This window comes from Cereibacter changlensis JA139 (assembly GCF_003034985.1).
Lineage (GTDB): Bacteria > Pseudomonadota > Alphaproteobacteria > Rhodobacterales > Rhodobacteraceae > Cereibacter > Cereibacter changlensis.
In genome coordinates this window covers 1-17,868 of the sequence record NZ_PZKG01000086.1, presented here as the reverse complement: position 1 = coordinate 17,868, position 17,868 = coordinate 1, and the positions used below count along the sequence as shown (strand labels likewise).

The 17,868-nt window shown below is 69.4% G+C and carries 17 protein-coding genes; 14 read left to right on the top strand and 3 right to left on the bottom strand.

Features of this window, described 5'->3' with window-relative positions; genetic code table 11:
* From tolA to folD, 12 genes are all read left to right on the top strand, one after another.
* A partial coding sequence (tolA, locus tag C5F48_RS25225; protein WP_502525979.1) for a cell envelope integrity protein TolA occupies positions 1-789 on the top strand: 789 nt, incomplete at its 5' end.
* 85 nt (positions 790-874) lie between these two features.
* The gene (tolB, locus tag C5F48_RS15990) at positions 875-2,215 is read left to right on the top strand and encodes a Tol-Pal system beta propeller repeat protein TolB (protein ID WP_107664882.1); all 1,341 of its coding nucleotides are present in this window, start codon (positions 875-877) and stop codon (positions 2,213-2,215) included.
* 85 nt (positions 2,216-2,300) lie between these two features.
* On the top strand, positions 2,301-2,843 hold the full coding sequence (pal, locus tag C5F48_RS15985; RefSeq protein WP_107664881.1) for a peptidoglycan-associated lipoprotein Pal: 543 nt from the start codon (positions 2,301-2,303) through the stop codon (positions 2,841-2,843).
* A gap of 4 nt (positions 2,844-2,847) precedes the next feature.
* On the top strand, positions 2,848-3,678 hold the full coding sequence (gene ybgF / locus C5F48_RS15980) for a tol-pal system protein YbgF (RefSeq protein WP_170139635.1): 831 nt from the start codon (positions 2,848-2,850) through the stop codon (positions 3,676-3,678).
* On the top strand, positions 3,678-4,907 hold the full coding sequence (gene tilS / locus C5F48_RS15975; protein WP_107664880.1) for a tRNA lysidine(34) synthetase TilS: 1,230 nt from the start codon (positions 3,678-3,680) through the stop codon (positions 4,905-4,907). The genes ybgF and tilS overlap by 1 nt, the downstream gene beginning before the upstream one ends.
* 75 nt (positions 4,908-4,982) lie before the next feature.
* Positions 4,983-6,884, top strand: a complete 1,902-nt coding sequence (gene ftsH / locus C5F48_RS15970; protein WP_107664879.1) for an ATP-dependent zinc metalloprotease FtsH — start codon at positions 4,983-4,985, stop codon at positions 6,882-6,884.
* Position 6,885: 1 nt separating this feature from the next.
* Positions 6,886-7,668 carry a methyltransferase domain-containing protein gene (locus tag C5F48_RS15965; RefSeq protein WP_107664878.1) on the top strand — a complete coding sequence of 261 codons (783 nt, stop codon included), beginning with the start codon at positions 6,886-6,888 and terminating at the stop codon, positions 7,666-7,668.
* Positions 7,669-7,671: 3 nt separating this feature from the next.
* The gene (locus C5F48_RS15960) at positions 7,672-8,286 is read left to right on the top strand and encodes an MOSC domain-containing protein (protein WP_107664877.1); all 615 of its coding nucleotides are present in this window, start codon (positions 7,672-7,674) and stop codon (positions 8,284-8,286) included.
* An 88-nt stretch (positions 8,287-8,374) separates the two neighbouring features.
* Complete coding sequence (locus C5F48_RS15955) at positions 8,375-9,022, top strand: hypothetical protein (RefSeq protein WP_107664876.1); 648 nt, start codon at positions 8,375-8,377, stop codon at positions 9,020-9,022.
* Positions 9,023-9,101: 79 nt separating this feature from the next.
* On the top strand, positions 9,102-10,775 hold the full coding sequence (locus C5F48_RS15950; RefSeq protein ID WP_107664875.1) for a formate--tetrahydrofolate ligase: 1,674 nt from the start codon (positions 9,102-9,104) through the stop codon (positions 10,773-10,775).
* A 76-nt stretch (positions 10,776-10,851) separates the two neighbouring features.
* The gene (locus C5F48_RS15945; protein WP_107664874.1) at positions 10,852-11,163 is read left to right on the top strand and encodes a chorismate mutase; all 312 of its coding nucleotides are present in this window, start codon (positions 10,852-10,854) and stop codon (positions 11,161-11,163) included.
* Positions 11,164-12,054 (top strand): bifunctional methylenetetrahydrofolate dehydrogenase/methenyltetrahydrofolate cyclohydrolase FolD, encoded by an 891-nt coding sequence (gene folD / locus C5F48_RS15940; protein WP_107664873.1) that lies wholly within the window; start codon positions 11,164-11,166, stop codon positions 12,052-12,054. It begins immediately after the preceding gene.
* Between the two features lies 1 nt (position 12,055).
* Here folD and pdeM read toward each other — a convergent pair whose 3' ends face one another.
* Both pdeM and C5F48_RS15930 read right to left on the bottom strand, forming a co-directional pair.
* Entirely contained in the window at positions 12,056-12,745 is a 690-nt protein-coding gene (gene pdeM, locus C5F48_RS15935) for a ligase-associated DNA damage response endonuclease PdeM (protein ID WP_107664872.1), read from the bottom strand.
* A gap of 41 nt (positions 12,746-12,786) precedes the next feature.
* Positions 12,787-15,186, bottom strand: coding sequence for a ligase-associated DNA damage response DEXH box helicase (locus C5F48_RS15930; protein ID WP_107664871.1), 2,400 nt, complete (start codon positions 15,184-15,186; stop codon positions 12,787-12,789).
* A gap of 93 nt (positions 15,187-15,279) precedes the next feature.
* Here C5F48_RS15930 and C5F48_RS15925 point away from each other — a divergent pair, with 93 nt between their 5' ends.
* Both C5F48_RS15925 and C5F48_RS15920 read left to right on the top strand, forming a co-directional pair.
* Positions 15,280-16,092: a TIGR00282 family metallophosphoesterase gene (locus tag C5F48_RS15925; RefSeq protein WP_107664870.1), complete on the top strand. Its 813-nt coding sequence runs from the start codon at positions 15,280-15,282 to the stop codon at positions 16,090-16,092.
* A 66-nt stretch (positions 16,093-16,158) separates the two neighbouring features.
* Complete coding sequence (locus tag C5F48_RS15920; RefSeq protein ID WP_107664869.1) at positions 16,159-16,905, top strand: YebC/PmpR family DNA-binding transcriptional regulator; 747 nt, start codon at positions 16,159-16,161, stop codon at positions 16,903-16,905.
* Positions 16,906-16,989: 84 nt separating this feature from the next.
* On the opposite strand, the gene C5F48_RS15915 is transcribed toward C5F48_RS15920, so the two are convergent.
* Positions 16,990-17,868 (bottom strand): LysR family transcriptional regulator ArgP (locus C5F48_RS15915; RefSeq protein ID WP_308812768.1); only part of this gene is annotated, 879 nt, incomplete at its 5' end.

Below are 17,868 nucleotides of genomic sequence, written 5' to 3'. Positions count from 1 at the left end.
GTGCGGCCGCGGCCGCGCCCGTCGCAGCGCGTGGCGCCCGTGCCCGCCGAAGCGCCGGAGCCGGATGTCGAGGTGGCCGAGACCGAGGCCCCCGCCGTGACCCCGGAGGCTCCGGCCGAAGCCGAGGTCGAGGTGGTCGAGGAGGAGCGTCCGGAGACCGCGCCGGAGGAGGCGACCACCGAGATCGTCACCGAGGCCGACGAGACCGAGGAGGTCGCGGCGCTGGCCCCGACCAGCTCCGCCCGGCCACTGCGCCGGCCGCAGCGCGCCGCGGCGCCGCAGCCGACCGAGACCGAGACGGAAACCGAGACCGCCGCCGCCGAGCCGGCCGAGACTCCCGCCGCCGAGCCGGCGGAGGACAGCAACCAGAGCGACGCCGTGGCCGATGCGCTGGCGCAGGCGATGGCCGATGCGGCGGAGCCCGCGGCCGAGACCGGCGGGGCCATCGCGCCCTCCGGCCCGCCGATGACCAGCGGCGAGAAGGACTCGCTGCGCGTCGCGGTGCAGCGCTGCTGGAACGTCGGCGCGCTCTCGACCGAGGCGCTGGCGATGACCGTCACCGTCGCGCTGTCGGTCGGTCAGGACGGCAAGCCCGACGCCGCCTCGATGCGCATGCTGGAGTTCAGCGGCGGCAGCGAGGGCGCGGCCCGCCAGGCCTACGAGGCGGCGCGGCGCGCCATCATCCGCTGCGGCGCCTCCGGCTTCCCGCTGCCGCCGGAGAAATACGAACAATGGCGCGAGATGGAACTTGTCTTCAATCCCCAGGGTGCGGGCATGGTGCTGAGATGAGCCATCCCGACCTGTCCCGCCCTTCGCGGCAACCGGACCCCGCCCGGACCTGCCCTTCCCGCAAACCCGAGAACATGAGGATCGGATGACCCTGTTCAAATCCCTTACCGCCGCCCTGGCCCTGTCGGCGGCGCTCGTCGCCGGGCAGGCCCCGGTCGCGCTGGCCCAGAGCGGGCCGCTGCGCCTCGAGCTCAACAACCCGGTGATCGAGCCGCTGCCCTTCGCGATCCCCGAGTTCATCGCCGAAAACGGCGCGGCCAGCCAGTATGCCGCCGACATCGCCCGCGTCATCGCGGCCGACCTGTCGGGCACCGGCCTCTTCCGCGAGATCCCCTCCAGCGCCTATATCAGCCGCGTCACCAGCTTCGACGCGCCGGTGGCCTATCCGGACTGGAAGGCGATCAACGCGCAGGCTCTGCTGACCGGCTCGGTCTCGGCCTCGGGCGACCGGATCGTGGTGAAGTTCCGGCTTTACGACGTGTTCTCCGACCAGCCGCTGGGCGAGGGGCTGCAATTTGCCGGCACCGCGCAGAGCTGGCGGCGCATGGCGCACAAGGTGGCCGACGTGGCCTACAGCCGGATCACCGGCGAGGGCGGCTATTTCGACAGCCGCGTGGTCTTCGTCTCGGAGAGCGGCCCGAAGAACCAGCGCGCCAAGCGTCTGGCGGTGATGGATTACGACGGCGCCAATGTGCAGTACCTGACCGACAGCGCCTCGCTGGTGCTGGCGCCGCGGTTCTCGCCGACCGGCGACCGCATTCTCTACACCTCCTACGCCAGCGGCTTCCCGCAGATCTACGTCATGGACGTGGCCTCGGTGAGCGCCCGCGCGCTGGAGCAACTGCCCGGCACCATGACCTTCGCCCCGCGCTTCGCCCCCGACGGGCGGACGGTGGTCTTCTCGCTGGAGCAGGGCGGCAACACCGACATCTACACGCTCGACGCCAATTCGGGCGGCGGGCTGCGCCAGCTGACCAACTCGCCCGCGATCGAGACCGCGCCGAGCTACAGCCCGGACGGCAGCCAGATCGTGTTCGAGAGCGACCGCTCGGGCACCCAGCAGCTCTACATCATGTCGGCGGGCGGCGGCGAGCCGCGGCGGATCTCGGGCGGGGCAGGGCGCTACGGCACCCCGGTCTGGTCGCCGCGCGGTGACCTCATCGCCTTCACCAAGCAGCATCAGGGCCGCTTCCACATCGGCGTCATGCGCACCGACGGCTCGGACGAGCGGCTGCTGACCGCCTCCTTCCTCGACGAGGGCCCGACCTGGGCCCCGAACGGCCGCGTCATCATGTTCACCCGCGAAAGCGCGGGGGCGGGTGGCCAGCCGGCGCTCTACTCGGTCGACATCTCGGGACGGAACCTGCGGCAGCTCGACACCGGCTCGCCCTCCTCCGACCCGGCCTGGTCGCCGCTGCTGCCCTGATGATCCCCCTGCGCCGCCGATTCCCAAGGCGGCGCACTTCTGTTATGGTCGGCCCGACGCGCCGAGTGCAAAAAGGACACGCTGAATGACCTATCTTCCGAAAGCCATGCTGCTGGTGGCGGCTCTTGGCCTCGCGGCCTGCAACAACCCCGACCGTTACGGCGCGGGCGGCGCAGGCGCCGGGGGCATGGGTGGTCCGGGCGGCGCCGGCGGCATGGGCGGCATCGACAGCTCGGGCCTCGGCGGCGCGAACGACCCGGCCTCGGTCGCCTATTTCCAGCAGACCCTCGGCGACCGCGTGTTCTTCGCGGTGGACCAGAGCAACGTCTCCGACACGGCCCGCGCCACGCTGAGCCAGCAGGCCCGCTGGCTGCAGACCAACCCGGATTACGCCATCATCATCGAAGGCCATGCCGACGAGCAGGGCACCCGCGAATACAACCTCGCGCTCGGCGCCCGCCGCGCCTCGGCGGTTCAGGACTACCTGATCAGCCAGGGCATCGCTCCGTCGCGGATGCGCACCGTCTCCTACGGCAAGGAGCGCCCGGTCGAGGTCTGCTCCACCGAAGAGTGCTACAACAAGAACCGCCGCGCCGTGACGGTGCTGTCGATGGGCGCGGGGGCCTGACGACATGCGTCTGCTGCAGGCCCTACTGCTGACGGCGGCGCTGCTGCCCGCTCCTGTGCTCGCGCAGGACCGGGCGCAGACGCTGGCCGACATCCGCACCGAACTCACCTCGCTGAATGCGCAGTTCAACGCGCTGAAGCAGGAGCTGGTCTCCACCGGCGCGGTGCAGAGCGGCATCGCCGGCGGCTCGGCGTTGCAGCGGATGGACACGATGGAGGCGGCGATCACCACGCTGACCGCCAAGGCCGAAGAGCTGGAGCTGCGGCTGAACCGGGTGGTCGCCGACGGCACCAACCGGCTCGGCGATCTCGAATTCCGGCTCTGCGAGATGGAGGAGGGCTGCGACATCGGCGCCATCGGCCAGACCGCGCCGATCGGCGGCGTCTCCGGCGCGCCTGCCGCCCCCACCGTGAGCCCCTCGCCTGCGCCCGCTCAGGGCGGGGCCGAACTTGCCGTCAGTGAACAAGCCGACTTTGACCGGGCCAAGGAGGTGCTCGGTCAAGGTGACTTTCGCACCGCCGCTGACCTCCTTGCGACCTTTGCCACGACCTACACGGGCGGCCCCCTGACCTACGAGGCGCATTTCCTGCGCGGCGAGGCGCTGAGCCAGCTGGGCGAGACTGCGAACGCCGCCCGCGCCTATCTGGAGAGCTTCTCGGGCGAGCCGGACGGTCCGCGCGCGCCGGAGGCGCTGGTGAAGCTGGGGCAGGCGCTAGGCGAGCTGGGCCAGACGCCGGAGGCCTGCGTGACGCTGACCGAGGTCGGGGTGCGCTTCCCCGGCAGCCCCTCGGCGCAGGCGGCGACCACGGCGATGCAGGGGCTCGGCTGTTCCTGATGCCGGCGCCGCTGCTGACGCGGTTCCTGCAGGGCCTGGGACTGGCGGAAGCGCCGGTCCTGGGCCTTGCCGTTTCCGGGGGCAGCGATTCCCTCGGGCTGCTGCATCTGGCGGTCGAGGCCGGGCTGACCTGCCACGCCGTGACGGTGGATCACGGGCTGCGTCCCGAGGCGGCGGCCGAGGCCGAGGCGGTGGCGCGGATCTGCGCCGGGCTGGGCGTGCCGCATCAGGTGCTGCGCTGGCGGGGCTGGGACCGGCGCGGCAATCTGCAGGATCAGGCGCGGCGGGCGCGCTACCGGCTGATCGCCGACTGGGCGCAGGCGCAGGGCATCGGCGCGGTCGCCCTGGGTCACACGCGGGACGATCTGGCCGAGACCTTCCTGATGCGGCTGGCGCGCGGGGCCGGGGTGGACGGGCTATCGGCGATGCAGGCGAGCCGTTCCCATCTGGGGATCCGCTGGCTGCGCCCGCTGCTCGCGATCGGCCGCGCCGAACTGCGCGCCGATCTGGCCGCGCGCGGCGTGGCCTGGGCCGACGACCCCTCCAACGACAACCCGGCCTTCGACCGGGTGCGGGTGCGCCGGGCGATGGCCGGGCTCGACCCGCTCGGGCTGGACGCGCCGCGGCTGGCCGAAGTGGCGGGTCATCTGGCCGAGGTGCGCGAGGCGCTGGAGGCGGGGATGCTGGAGGCGGCGCGCCGCCATGCCCGGATCGACGCCGGCGACGTGTTGCTGGATCGCGCGGTCTTTGACCTGCCGGCGGAAATCCTGCGCCGGCTGCTGGTGCAGGCTCTCGCATTTGTGAGTTCGGCGGAATATGGCCCGCGCGGCCCGGCGCTGCGTCTGGCGACCGAAAGGCTGCGTCAGGCTGACGCGGTGACGCTGCATGGCTGCCGTCTGGCCCCGGGGCGGCACGGGCTGCGGATCTACCGCGAGGCCCGCGCGGTCGAGGGCTGCACCGCCGCTCCGGACGCGCTCTGGGACGGGCGCTGGCGGATGAGCGGGCCGCAAAACAACGGCTTGCAGGTCCGCATGCTTGGCATCGAGGGGCTCGCGGCCTGCAAGGACTGGCGCGCCACGGGTCGGCCGCGCGACAGCCTGATCGCCTCGCCGGCGGTCTGGCAGGGCGAACGGCTGGTGGCCGCGCCCTTGGCCGGCTGGCAGAACGGCTGGACCGCCGCAACCGGAAGATTGGAAGAAGCCTTTTTTCTTTCTGTTTTATCGCATTGAACCCCCCGTGCTATTGTCTACATTATGCCCAAAGCTGCGGCCCGGTCCGCGGAAAGCTACCGCAAGGAGACATTCGTGGGTAACGCACGGAACATCGCATTCTGGGTTGTCCTATTCCTGCTGATTTTGGCGCTGTTCAACCTGTTCAGCGGCGGTCAGTCGACCAGCAGCTCCCGCACCATCTCCTATTCCGATTTCATCGAACGGGTGGATAACGGCGACGTCGCCTCGGTGACGCTGGACGGCGAGCGGGTGCAGATCCGCGGCAAGGACGGGTCGCAATACGTGGCGATCAAGCCCGCCGGCGAAGAGGTCACCGACCGCCTGATCGCCAACAACGTCGAGGTGCGCGCCGAGGCGCAGGAACAGTCGGGCTTCTTCTCGCTGATCTCGCTCTGGCTGCCCTTCCTGGTGCTGATCGGCATCTGGATCTTCTTCATGAACCGGATGCAGGGCGGCGGGCGCGGCGGGGCCATGGGCTTCGGCAAGTCGCGCGCCAAGCTCTTGACCGAGAAGCAGGGCCGCGTGACCTTCGACGACGTGGCCGGCATCGACGAGGCCAAGGAAGAGCTGGAAGAGATCGTCGAATTCCTGCGCAACCCGCAGAAGTTCAGCCGTCTCGGCGGCAAGATCCCGAAGGGCGCGCTGCTCGTCGGGCCGCCCGGCACCGGTAAGACGCTGCTCGCCCGCGCCATCGCGGGCGAGGCGGGCGTCCCCTTCTTCACCATCTCGGGCTCCGACTTCGTCGAGATGTTCGTCGGTGTGGGCGCCAGCCGTGTCCGCGACATGTTCGAGCAGGCCAAGAAGAACGCGCCTTGCATCGTCTTCATCGACGAGATCGACGCCGTGGGCCGCGCCCGGGGCGTGGGCATCGGCGGCGGCAATGACGAGCGCGAGCAGACGCTGAACCAGCTTCTGGTCGAGATGGACGGATTCGAGGCCAATGAGGGCGTCATCATCGTCGCCGCGACCAACCGCAAGGACGTGCTCGACCCCGCGCTGCTGCGTCCGGGCCGCTTCGACCGCACGATCCACGTGCCGAACCCCGACATCAAGGGCCGCGAGAAGATCCTGTCGGTTCATGCCCGCAAGGTGCCGCTGGGTCCGAACGTCGACCTGCGCCTGATCGCGCGCGGCACGCCGGGCTTCTCGGGCGCCGACCTGATGAACCTGGTGAACGAGGCGGCGCTGCTTGCCGCCCGCGTCGGCCGCCGCTTCGTCACGATGGACGATTTCGAGAACGCCAAGGACAAGGTGATGATGGGGGCCGAGCGCCGCTCGATGGTGCTCACCGCCGACCAGAAGGAAAAGACCGCCTATCACGAGGCCGGTCACGCCATCGTCGGCATCAACATGCCGAAATGCGACCCGGTCTACAAAGCCACGATCATCCCGCGCGGCGGCGCTTTGGGCATGGTCGTCAGCCTGCCCGAGATGGACCGGCTGAACATGCACAAGGACGAGGGCAAGCAGAAGATCGCCATGACCATGGCGGGCAAGGCGGCCGAGATCATCAAGTATGGTGAAGAAGGCGTGTCTTCCGGCCCGGCCGGCGACATCCAGCAGGCCTCGGCCCTGGCCCGGGCGATGGTGATGCGCTGGGGAATGTCCGACGCCATCGGCAACATCGACTATGCCGAGGCGCATGAGGGCTATCAGGGCAACACCGCCGGCTTCTCGGTCTCGGCCGAAACCAAGACGCTGATCGAGACCGAAGTGAAGAAGCTGATCGACGAGGGCTATCAGACCGCCTACCGAATCCTGACCGAGAAGAACGACGACTTCGAGCGGCTTGCCAAGGGCCTGCTGGAGTACGAGACGCTGACCGGCGACCAGATCCGCCGGGTCATCGCCGGCGAGAAGCTGGAAGACGACGAGGACGACAAGCCCTCGGTCGGCGGCGGCAGCATCGCCTCGATCCCCAAGACCAAGCCGAAGGTCATCAAGGCCGACGGCGGGTTCGAACCGACGGCCTGACGTGTCGGCTTTGACGAACGACTGGAACCCCGAAACCTACGCCAGGTTTCGGGGTTTGCGTTTGCGCCCCGCGCTGGATCTTCTGGCGCAGATCGGGCCGCTGCCCGAGGGCGCGGTGGTCGACCTCGGCTGCGGCGACGGGGCGGTGGGGCCTGCTCTGGCGCAGCGCTTTCCCGAGCAGCGGCGGATCGGGGTCGACGCTTCGCCTGCGATGCTCGACCGGGCGCGGCAGGGCGGCAGCTATGACGCGCTGGTCGAGGCCGACGCTGCGCGCTGGCAACCCAAGGCGCCGCCGGCGCTGATCTTCTCCAACGCCGCTCTGCAATGGCTGCCGGACCATGACCGTCTATTGCCCCGGCTCGCCGGGCTGCTGACCCCCGGCGGCGTTCTCGCGGTGCAGATGCCGCGTCAGCACAGCGCGCCCTCGCACCGCTTCCTGCGCGACATCGCCGCCTCGCTGTTCCCCGACCGCTTCGAACCAGGCTCCGAGGAGCCGCGGGTGCGCCCCGCCGCGCAATATTGGCAGCTGCTGGCCGGGTTCGGCGAGGTGCAGGCCTGGGAGACGGACTATGTGCAGCGGCTGGAGCCCGCGGGTGACGCCCATCCGGTGCGGCGCTTCACCGAATCCACCGCGATGCGGCCCTATCTCGACCGGCTCGCCGCTGACGAGATCCCGGCCTATCTCGAGGCCTATGACGCGGCGCTGGCCGCCGCCTATCCGCTGCTGCCCGATGGCGGCGCGATCTTCCCCTTCCGCCGCTGCTTCTTCACCCTGAAGGTCTGACCCATGCCCGCGCTGATCCCGACTGAATTCTCCGGCCTCATCACCTGGCTGGGCACCGTACCCGACCGCGACGCGGCGCTGGAGGCGACCCCGCGCGAGGCGCTGATGGCGCGGTTCGAGGGGCCGGAGGACGAGGCGCATGGCGGGCTTACCCGCCCCTCCTGCAGCCGGGTGCTGAGGCTCTACAAGCGCAACACACCGATCCGCAACACGCGGCAGTTCTCGATCCTCTCGGCCGAGGATCTCGCGGCGACCGCGACGGCGATGGGGCTCGCGCGGCTCGACCCGGCGTTGCTCGGCGCGACCATGGTGATCGAGGGCATTCCCGACCTCTCGCACCTGCCGCCCTCGTCGCGACTGCAGGCCGAAGGCGGGGCGACGCTGGTGGTGGATATGGAGAACCGGCCCTGCGTGCTGCCCGCGAAGCCGATCGAGGCGGCGCACCCCGGCTTCGGCAAGCGCTTCAAGACTGCCGCCAAGGGTCGGCGCGGAATCACCGCCTGGGTCGAGGCCGAGGGGATGTTGCGGCTCGGCCAACGCATCGTGCTGCATGTGCCGGATCAGCCCATCTGGCCGCATCTGGCCGCGGCGCGTGGAGAAATTGTGCAGAAAATGTGATGGTCTCGTAACAGTCTCGTGACAAATCGCCCTCCGGCGGTTTCCCCGCCGCGAAAGCTCCGATATCCGCGGGATCGGAGATTTTCAGATGCGACAATTACCCCCCGCGACCATCCTTGCCTTCACCGCCACCATGACGTTGCTGCTGCTCGGCTGGGACCTGATCTTCATCGAGAGCATCGACCTCTACTTCAAGGAAGGCGTCGGCATCGAGCAGGTCACCGTGGTGCTGCTGGTCTGGGCCATCGGCCTTCTGGTCTGGCGGCTCGGCCTGCGTCGCAGCCTGAGGGAATGGCAGCTGCCGCTGGCGCTCCTGCTGATGGCGCTGAGGGAACTGGATTTCGACAAGCGCTTCACCGACCAGGGCGTGCTGAAGCTGCGCTACTACACTTCGTCCGAGCCGCTGACCGACAAGCTGCCCGGCATCCTGCTGCTGCTGGTGCTGGCGCTGATGCTCTACCGGCTGGCGCGGCGCAACCTGATGCCCTGGCTGCGCGGGCTGCGGCAGCGCGACCTCTGCGCCTGGCTGGTGGCCATGGCGGGGGTGGCCGGGGTCATCGCGAAGTCGATCGACGGGCTGGCGCGCAAGCTTGCCCCCTTCGGCATCGAGGTGCCCGCGATCGTCGGCGAGCGGGCGGGGCGGATCGAGGAGCTGCTGGAGATGCTCTTCGTCTTCCTGCTGATCCAAGCCATTGTCACCGCGCGCGGAGCGGCCCCGGGGCGCGGCTCCCGCTGATTTCCGGTTGCGACAGGCTCTCCTCCGGGTAAACCGGAAGGAGGGGGCGTGGCGCCGCCACGCAAGCGGGAGAAACAGCATGCAGCTTCGGACCGACATCGAGATCGCGCGCGAGGCGCGCAAGCTGCCGATCCTCGAGATCGGAGCGAAACTCGGGATCCCGCCCGAGGATCTCGTGCCCTACGGCCATGACAAGGCCAAGGTGGCGCAGCATTTCATCCGCGGGCTGGCGGACCGGCCCGACGGCAAGCTGATCCTCGTCACCGCGATCAATCCGACCCCGGCGGGGGAGGGCAAGACCACCACCACCGTGGGCCTGGGCGACGGGCTGAACCGGATCGGCAAGCAGGCGGTGATCTGCATCCGCGAGGCCTCGCTGGGCCCGAACTTCGGCATGAAGGGCGGGGCGGCGGGCGGCGGCATGGCGCAGATCGTGCCGATGGAAGAGATGAACCTGCATTTCACCGGCGATTTCCACGCCATCACCGCGGCGCACAACCTGCTGGCGGCGATGATCGACAACCACATCTACTGGGGCAACGCGCTGGAGATCGACGCCCGCCGCATCGTCTGGCGCCGGGTGATGGACATGAACGACCGGGCGCTGCGCGACGTGGTGGTGAACCTCGGCGGCGTGTCGAACGGCTTCCCGCGCCAGACCGGCTTCGACATCACCGTGGCTTCTGAAGTGATGGCGATCCTCTGCCTCGCCCGCGATCTCGACGATCTGGAGCAGCGGCTGGGCAACATCGTCGTCGCCTATCGCCGCGACCGCAGCCCGGTGTTCTGCCGCGACCTGAAGGCCGACGGGGCGATGGCGGTGCTGCTGCGCGACGCGATGCAGCCCAATCTGGTGCAGACGCTGGAGAACAACCCGGCCTTCGTGCATGGCGGGCCCTTCGCCAATATCGCGCATGGCTGCAACTCGGTCATCGCCACCACGACGGCGCTGAAGCTGGCGGATTACGTGGTGACCGAGGCGGGCTTCGGCGCCGATCTCGGGGCCGAAAAGTTCTTCGACATCAAGTGCCGGAAGGCGGGGCTGAAACCTTCCGCCGCCGTGATCGTGGCGACGGTGCGGGCGATGAAGATGAACGGCGGCGTCGCCAAGGCCGATCTCGGCAGGGAGGATGTCGAGGCCGTGCGGCGCGGCTGCGCCAACCTCGGCCGGCACATCGCCAACACCAGGGGCTTCGGCATCCCGGTGGTGGTGGCGCTGAACCATTTCACCGGCGACACCGAGGCCGAGCTGCAGGCGGTGCGCGATTACGTCGCCGGGTTGGGGACCGAGGCGATCCTCTGCCGGCACTGGGCCGAAGGCTCCGCCGGGATCGAGGATCTGGCCCGCCGGGTGGTGGAGCTGGCCGAGGGCCCCTCGAGTTTCGCGCCGCTTTATCCCGATGACATGCCGCTGTTCGAAAAGATGGAAACCATCGCCCGGCGTATCTATCACGCCGACGAGGTGATCGCCGAACCGGCGATCCGCGAGCAGCTCAGGGTATGGGAGGAGGCGGGCTATGGGGCTCTGCCGGTCTGCATGGCCAAGACGCAATACAGCTTCACCACCGATCCTTCGGTGCGCGGCGCGCCCACCGGCCATGTCATCCCGCTGCGCGAGGTGCGGCTCTCGGCCGGGGCGGGCTTCGTCGTGGCGATCTGCGGCGAGATCATGACGATGCCGGGCCTGCCGCAGACCCCTGCCGCCGAGGTGATCCGGCTGAACGCGGCCGGCCAGGTGGAGGGGCTGTTCTGAACTGCGCGCTTCCTGCCCTTGACCTCGCGGGTGCGGCGTCCATAACGCTGCGCAGGTGAGACGCGAGGAGGATGGCGTGAAAGCTCCGAATGAATGCCAGTCGATGCAGGACCTGCGTGACGAGATCGACGCGCTCGACGCCGAGATCGTCGCGGCCCTTGCCCGGCGGGCCGAGTATATCGACCGCGCCATCGAGCTGAAGCCGGCCGAGGGCATGGCGGCGCGGATCGAGACCCGGGTCGAGGATGTGGTGCGGAATGTGCGGGTGCGGGCGATGGCCGAGGGGCTGGATCCCGCGCTGGTGGAAAGCCTCTGGCGTCAGCTGATCGAATGGTCGATCGCCCGCGAGGAAGAGGTGCTGGGGCCGGAGGCCCCGACGGAGGGCTGAATGACGGCGAAGGTGATCGACGGCAAGGCATTCGCGGCGCGGGTGCGGGGCGAGGTGGCGACCCATGTCGCCCGGCTGAAGGCCGAGACCGGCAGGACGCCGGGTCTGGCGGTGGTTCTGGTGGGCGAGGACCCGGCGAGCCAGGTCTATGTCGGCGCCAAGGGCAAGCAGACGGTCGAGGTCGGCATGGCCTCTTTCGAACATCGGCTGCCCGCCGAGACCTCCGAGGCCGACCTCTTGGCGCTGATCGACCGGCTGAACCGCGATCCGGAAGTTCACGGCATTCTTGTGCAGTTGCCGCTGCCGCCTCACATGAATTCCGACCTCGTCATCAACGCGCTCGATCCGGCCAAGGATGTCGACGGCTTTCACATCTCGAACGTCGGCCGGCTCGGCACCGGGCAGAAGAGCATGGTGCCCTGCACGCCGCTCGGCTGCCTGATGATGCTGCGCGACCTTCACGGCTCGCTCTCCGGGCTGACGGCGGTGGTCGTGGGCCGCTCCAACATTGTCGGCAAGCCCATGGCGCAGCTGCTGCTGGGCGACAGCTGCACCGTCACCATCGCCCATTCCCGCACCAGGGATCTGGCCGCCGTCTGCCGCACGGCGGACATTCTGGTGGCGGCGGTGGGCAGGCCCGAGATGATCCCCGGCGACTGGGTGAAGCCCGGGGCGACGGTGATCGATGTCGGCATCAACCGGATCGAGCGCGACGGCAAGAAGAAGCTGGTCGGCGACGTGCATTACCCCAGCGCCGCCGAAGTGGCCGGGGCGATCACCCCGGTGCCGGGCGGGGTGGGGCCGATGACCATCGCCTGCCTCCTGGCCAATACGCTCACCGCCTTCTGCCGGGCGGAGGGGCTGGCGGAGCCACAGGGCCTGACCGCCTGACCTACCTGCCGAAGCCGGTGAAGCGCGGCCTGACCTGCGGCTGGACGCGCGGCATCGGCATCGGCAGGGCGCGCTTGCCGGTGAGGATCGCCAGCGCGCCCGGGCTCATCAGCGCGCAGAGCGCGGGTTCGTGGCAGAACATCCCGCCGGTATAGGCGCCGTAAGCCGGCAGGATCAGCCGCGCGGCATCGAGCAGGAAGCAGGGATGCGCCTTGCCCGCAAGCCGGGCCTTGGGGTGGTAATGGCCGGAAATCTCTGGCTCCGGGCGTTCCGCGATGTGGCGGAAGCTCAAAGGCCCCAGCGCCAGCTCGTGCCGGTGGCTGCCGCCGTAATCCACCGGGGCCGGGTCGTGGTTGCCCAAGATCCAGGTCCAGTCCCGCCCCGCCATCAGCCGCAGCAGCCAGAGCCGCTCGTCTTCCGGCAGCGCCTCGGCGGCGGTCAGATCGTCGAAACTGTCGCCGAGGCAGATCACCCGCACCGCCCGCGTCGCCTCCAGATCGGCGTCGAGCCGCTCCAGCGTCGCCCGCGTCTCGTAGGGCGGCAGCAGCGCGCCGCCGCGCCGGGCGATGCGCTCGGCCTTGCCCAGATGCAGATCGCTGACGCAGAGCAGCGCCTGTTCCGGCCAGAACAGCGCGCCGGAGGGCAGGGCGACCAGCGCCGCGCCGGAGAGGGTGAAGCCATATCCGTTCATGGCCTGTTCTTCCCCGATCCACGCGGGCCAGACAAGCCCTCTCAGCCAAGCCCCGCCGCCGCCATCAGCGCTTCGGCGGCCTCGGCCACCACCCGCTCGCGCGCCACGCCCTCCACCGGCACCCGGCCCATCTCGAGGAACAGCGGCGCCGCCAGCGGCGTCACCCGGTTGAGCCTTATGGTGTCGATCCGGCCGTCGATCCGCCCCAGCATCTCCTCGATCCGCCCGAAGTCCACCAGCCCGCGCTCGGCCTCCTCGCGGGTGATCTGCAGCATCAGGTGGCCGGGATCGTGGCGCAGCAGCGTGTCATAGAGGATGTCCGAGGAAAACGTCGCCTGCCGCCCCGACTTCCGCCGCCCCATATGGGTGCGCTCGATCAGCCCCGAGATGATCGCGGCGTTGCGGAAGGTGCGTTTCATCACCGCATTGCCGGCAAGCCAGGTCTCCAGCCCGTCGCGCAGAGCCTCCAGGTCGAAGAGCGGCGCCGGGTCGGTCACCGCCTCCAGCCCCCAGATCAGCGTGGCGTAATCTGTCGCGACGAAGCCGAGCGGCGCCAGTTGCGCCTCCTCCATCCGCTTGGTCAGCAAAAGCCCCAGCGTCTGCTGCGCATTGCGCCCGGCGAAACCGTAGATGCAGAGATGCTCGCGCCCGTCATGCGGGAAGCTCTCCACCAGCAGCCGGTCGGGCTCCGGCAGGCGCGAGACCTCGCGTTGCAGCGCCAGCCACTCGGCGGTGTGGCGCGGCAGTTGCGGCCAGCGCTCCTGCTGGAAGATTGTCAGGATGCGCTGGGTCAGCAGGGTGGAGGTGGCGAATTTCGTGCCCATGAAGGTCGCGATGCGCGGCTCCCGACCCGGGTTGCGGCTGACCTCGACGGTCAACTCGTGCAGCCCTTCGTAGCGCACCACCTGACCGCCCATCAGGAAGGTGTCGCCCTGCGTCAGCGTCGCGGCGAAGCCTTCCTCGATCTCGCCCAGGGGCATCCCGCCCCGGCCCTTCATCCGCACCTTCAGCGTCTCGGTGTCGATGATCGTGCCGATGTTCATCCGGATCACCTGCGTCGCCCGCGGGTCGCGCAGTTGCCACTTGCCATTTCGCAACATCAGCCGCTGCCAACGGTCATAGGCGCGCAGGGCGTAGCCCCCGGTTGCTACGAAATCCAGACAATCGTCGAAGGCGGCGCGGTTGAGCGCGGCATAGGGCCCCGCCGTCGTCACCTCGGCATAGAGATCGTCCGCTTCGAAAGGGGCGGAGGCCGCGGCGATCAGGATGTGCTGGCAGAGCACGTCGCGCGGCCCCGGCCCCCGCGGCTCCCCGTCGAGCGTATGGGCCAGCACCGCCTCCAGCGCCGCGACGCATTCCACCACCTCGAACCGGTTGGCGGGCACCAGCAGCGCCTTGGAGGGCGCGTTGTAGCGGTGGTTCGCCCGCCCGATCCGCTGCACCAGCCGCTTCACGTTCTTCGGCGCGCCGACCTGGATCACCAGATCCACGTCGCCCCAGTCGATCCCCAGATCGAGCGAGCCGGTGCAGACGATGGCGCGCAGCTGCCCCGCCACCATCGCCGCCTCCACCCGCTCGCGCTGCTCGCGCGACAGCGAGCCGTGGTGGATGCCGATCGGCAGGTCCTCGAGGTTCTGCAGCCAGAGCTCGTGAAAGAAGATCTCGGCCTGCGCCCGCGTGTTGTGGAAGATCAGCGTGGTCTTGTGCCGCCGGACCTCCTCCAGAATGGCCGGAATGGCGTAGCGCCCGCCATTGCCCGCCCAGGGCGGCGGGGCCTCGGTCTCGAGCATCGAGATGTCGGGATCGGGGCCGGGATCGGCCTCGAGGATGGCGCAGGGGTCGGGATGCCGGGCGAGAAAGCGCGCCAGCGCCGGCGGGTCTTCCACCGTGGCCGACAGCCCGACCCGGCGCAGCCCCGGGGCGAGCCGCTGCAATCGCGCGAGGCCCAGCATCAGCTGATCGCCGCGCTTCGACTCGGCCAGCGCATGGATCTCGTCGACGATCACCCGCTGCAGCCCGGCGAAGAGGCGCGGCGCATCCTCGTAGCTGAGCAGCAGCGCAAGGCTTTCCGGCGTGGTCAGCAGGATATGCGGCGGATCGGCCCGCTGGCGGCGGCGCTGGGTGTAGGAGGTGTCGCCGGTACGGTCCTCAACCCGGATCGCAAGGCCCGCCCCTTCCAGCGGCGCGCGCAGGTTGCGCCGGATGTCGGCGGTCAGCGCCTTGAGCGGCGAAATGTAGAGCGTGTGCAAGCCGGAGGCCGGTTTCGCCCCCAGTTCGGCCAGCGTTGGCAGGAATCCGGCAAGTGTCTTGCCGCCGCCGGTGGGCGCGATCAACAGCGAGGCGGGCTCGGATGCGCGCTCCAGCATGGCCAGCTGATGCGGGTGCAGCGCCCAGCCCTTGGCGGAGAACCAGTCGGAAAGCGAGGGGGGCAGGGCGAGCATGCAGCAGAGGTAGGCTGCGGCACGGGGCGGGGAAAGGGGCCTTCGTCGCAATTTCCCTTGCCCTCGCCGGGGACGCGACCTAACGCTTTTGCGATGAAAATTCTGTTTCTCGGCGATGTGATGGGCCGCGCAGGGCGCGCGGCGGTGACGGAACGGCTTCCCGGCCTGCGGACGGAGTGGGGGCTCGATTTCGTCGTGGTGAATGGCGAGAACGCCAGCTCCGGTGTGGGGCTGACGCCCGATCACGCCAAGGCGCTGCTGGCGGCGGGGGCCGATTGCGTGACGCTGGGCGATCACGCTTTCGACCAGAAGGACATGCTGCAGTTCATCGAGCAGGAGCCGCGCATCCTCCGCCCGCTGAACTATGCCAAGGGCGCGCCGGGCAAGGGCGCGCGGCTGTTCACGGCGCAGGGCGGGCGCAAGGTGCTGGTGCTGCAGGCGCTGGGGCAGGTCTTCATGAAGCGGCCCTTCGACGATCCCTTCTCGGCGGTGGAGGCGGTGCTGAAGGCGCATCCCTTGGGCGGGCTGGCCAATGCGACGCTGGTGGACATGCATTGCGAGGCGACCTCCGAGAAGATGGCGATGGGCCACTGGTGCGACGGCCGCGCCTCGGTCGTGGTGGGCACGCACACGCATGTGCCGACGGGCGACGCGCAGATCCTCAATGGCGGCACGGCTTACCTGACCGACGCCGGGATGTGCGGCGACTACAATTCGGTGATCGGCATGGACAAGGCCGAGCCCCTGCGCCGCTTCATCACCGGGATGCCCAAGGCGCGTTTCGAGCCGGCGGCGGGGCCGGCCACGCTTTCGGGGGTCTATGTCGAGACCGATGATCGGACCGGGCTGGCGAAGAAGGTGGCGATGATCCGGGTCGGCGGGCGGCTGCAGGAGGCGCGGCCCTGAGGGGCCGGGCTTGCGGTGCCCCCGGGCCCTTGTATATAGAGCCGCGACAGTCACGGGGAGACGGCTATGGCAGGCCATTCGAAATGGGCGAACATCCAGCATCGCAAGGGCAAGCAGGACAAGCTGCGCTCGAAGATGTTCTCGAAGCTGGCGAAGGAAATCACCGTCGCGGCCAAGATGGGCGACCCGGATCCCGAGAAGAACCCGCGTCTGCGGCTGGCGGTGAAGGCCGCGAAATCGGTGTCGATGCCGAAGGATGTCATTGAAAGGGCTATCAAAAAGTCCCAAGGTGGCGATGCGGCGGATTATACCGAGATCCGCTACGAGGGCTATGGCCCCGAGGGTATCGCGGTGATCGTCGAGGCGATGACCGACAACCTGAACCGCACCGCCTCCAACGTGCGCAGCTATTTCACCAAGCATGGCGGCAACCTCGGCACCACCGGGTCGGTGAGCTTCATGTTCGACCGGGTGGGCGAGATCACCTATCCGGCGAGCGTCGGCGATGCCGACACGGTGATGATGGCGGCGCTGGAAGCCGGGGCGGATGATGTGGAATCCGACGAGGAAGGCCACTGGATCTATTGCTCGGACACGGCGCTGAACGATGTCAGCGAGGCGCTGGAGAAGGCTCTGGGCGAGAGCGACGAGGCCAAGCTGGTCTGGCGCCCGCAGAACCGGACCAATGTCGATTTCGACACGGCGGTGAAGCTGATGAAGCTGATCGACGCGCTGGAAGAGGATGACGACGTGCAGACCGTCACCGGCAACTTCGACATTCCCGAGGATGTGGCGGCGAAACTCGACGCCTGAAATCGCGATGCACGGATGATGCACATCCGATGCACAGGTCATGCAGACGAAACGGCCTCCGGTTCTCCGGGGGCCGTTCGCGTTTCAGCGCAGGGTCTGGGCCGCCGCCTGCCGGATGGCGCGGGTCAGGGGCGCGAGGGCGGCGGCGGTCAGACGGGCGTATTGCCAGTAGAGCGGCACGTCGAGCGGGGTGTCGGGCGCGATCTCGACCAGCCGCCCGGCGGCGATATGGGAAGCGACCAGCGGCTCGGGGTTCATGCCCCAGCCGAGCCCGGCCAGCGCCGCATCGACGAAGCCGGTGGAGGAGGCGAGCCGGTGCGTGGGATAGGCGAAGCGCCTGCCGGTGAGCGCCAGCAGCCAGTCGCCCTGCAGCCGGTCCTTGTCGGAGAAGGTGAGGGCCGGGGCCTGCGCCAGCGCCGCGGGCGTCGCGCCCTCGGGCAGCCAGCGGGCGACGAAGCCGGGGCTGGCGGTGGCGTGGTAGCGCAGCGCGCCGAGCGGGACCGTGTCGCAGCCCTGCAACGGACCGGGATGGCCGGTGATGGCGGCGGCCACCTCGCCGCGCCGCAACCAATCCTGCGAATGGTCCTGATCGTCGATTACCAGATCGAAGAGCATGCCCTCGGTCGCGGCCAGCGCCGGGATCACCCATGTGGCAAGGCTGTCGGCATTCACCGCCAGCCGGACCGTCGCGGGACCGGCGGGCGGGCCGGGCAGATCCTGGGCCAGCGCCTGTTCCAGCAGCGTCACCTCCTCCAGATGCCGGATGAGGCGCAGCCCGGTCTCGGTCGCGGCGCAGGGCTGGCCGCGGCGGATCAGAAGGGTGCCGGTGCGCTCCTCCAGCGCCTTGATCCGTTGCGAGACGGCGGAGGGCGTGAGGTTCAGCACCGCCGCCGCCAGATCGAAACTGCCGCGACGGTGCACGGCGGCGAGGGCTTCGAGCAGCGGATAGTCCAGCATTAGCGC

Coding starts and splice junctions, on each gene's coding strand:
- tolB (WP_107664882.1), top strand. CDS start 875: ATGACCCTGTTCAAATCCCTTACCGCCGCCCTGGCCCTGTCGGCGGCG.
- pal (WP_107664881.1), top strand. CDS start 2,301: ATGACCTATCTTCCGAAAGCCATGCTGCTGGTGGCGGCTCTTGGCCTC.
- ybgF (WP_170139635.1), top strand. CDS start 2,848: ATGCGTCTGCTGCAGGCCCTACTGCTGACGGCGGCGCTGCTGCCCGCT.
- tilS (WP_107664880.1), top strand. CDS start 3,678: ATGCCGGCGCCGCTGCTGACGCGGTTCCTGCAGGGCCTGGGACTGGCG.
- C5F48_RS15960 (WP_107664877.1), top strand. CDS start 7,672: ATGCCCGCGCTGATCCCGACTGAATTCTCCGGCCTCATCACCTGGCTG.
- C5F48_RS15955 (WP_107664876.1), top strand. CDS start 8,375: ATGCGACAATTACCCCCCGCGACCATCCTTGCCTTCACCGCCACCATG.
- C5F48_RS15950 (WP_107664875.1), top strand. CDS start 9,102: ATGCAGCTTCGGACCGACATCGAGATCGCGCGCGAGGCGCGCAAGCTG.
- folD (WP_107664873.1), top strand. CDS start 11,164: ATGACGGCGAAGGTGATCGACGGCAAGGCATTCGCGGCGCGGGTGCGG.
- pdeM (WP_107664872.1), bottom strand. CDS start 12,745: ATGAACGGATATGGCTTCACCCTCTCCGGCGCGGCGCTGGTCGCCCTG.
- C5F48_RS15930 (WP_107664871.1), bottom strand. CDS start 15,186: ATGCTCGCCCTGCCCCCCTCGCTTTCCGACTGGTTCTCCGCCAAGGGC.
- C5F48_RS15925 (WP_107664870.1), top strand. CDS start 15,280: ATGAAAATTCTGTTTCTCGGCGATGTGATGGGCCGCGCAGGGCGCGCG.
- C5F48_RS15920 (WP_107664869.1), top strand. CDS start 16,159: ATGGCAGGCCATTCGAAATGGGCGAACATCCAGCATCGCAAGGGCAAG.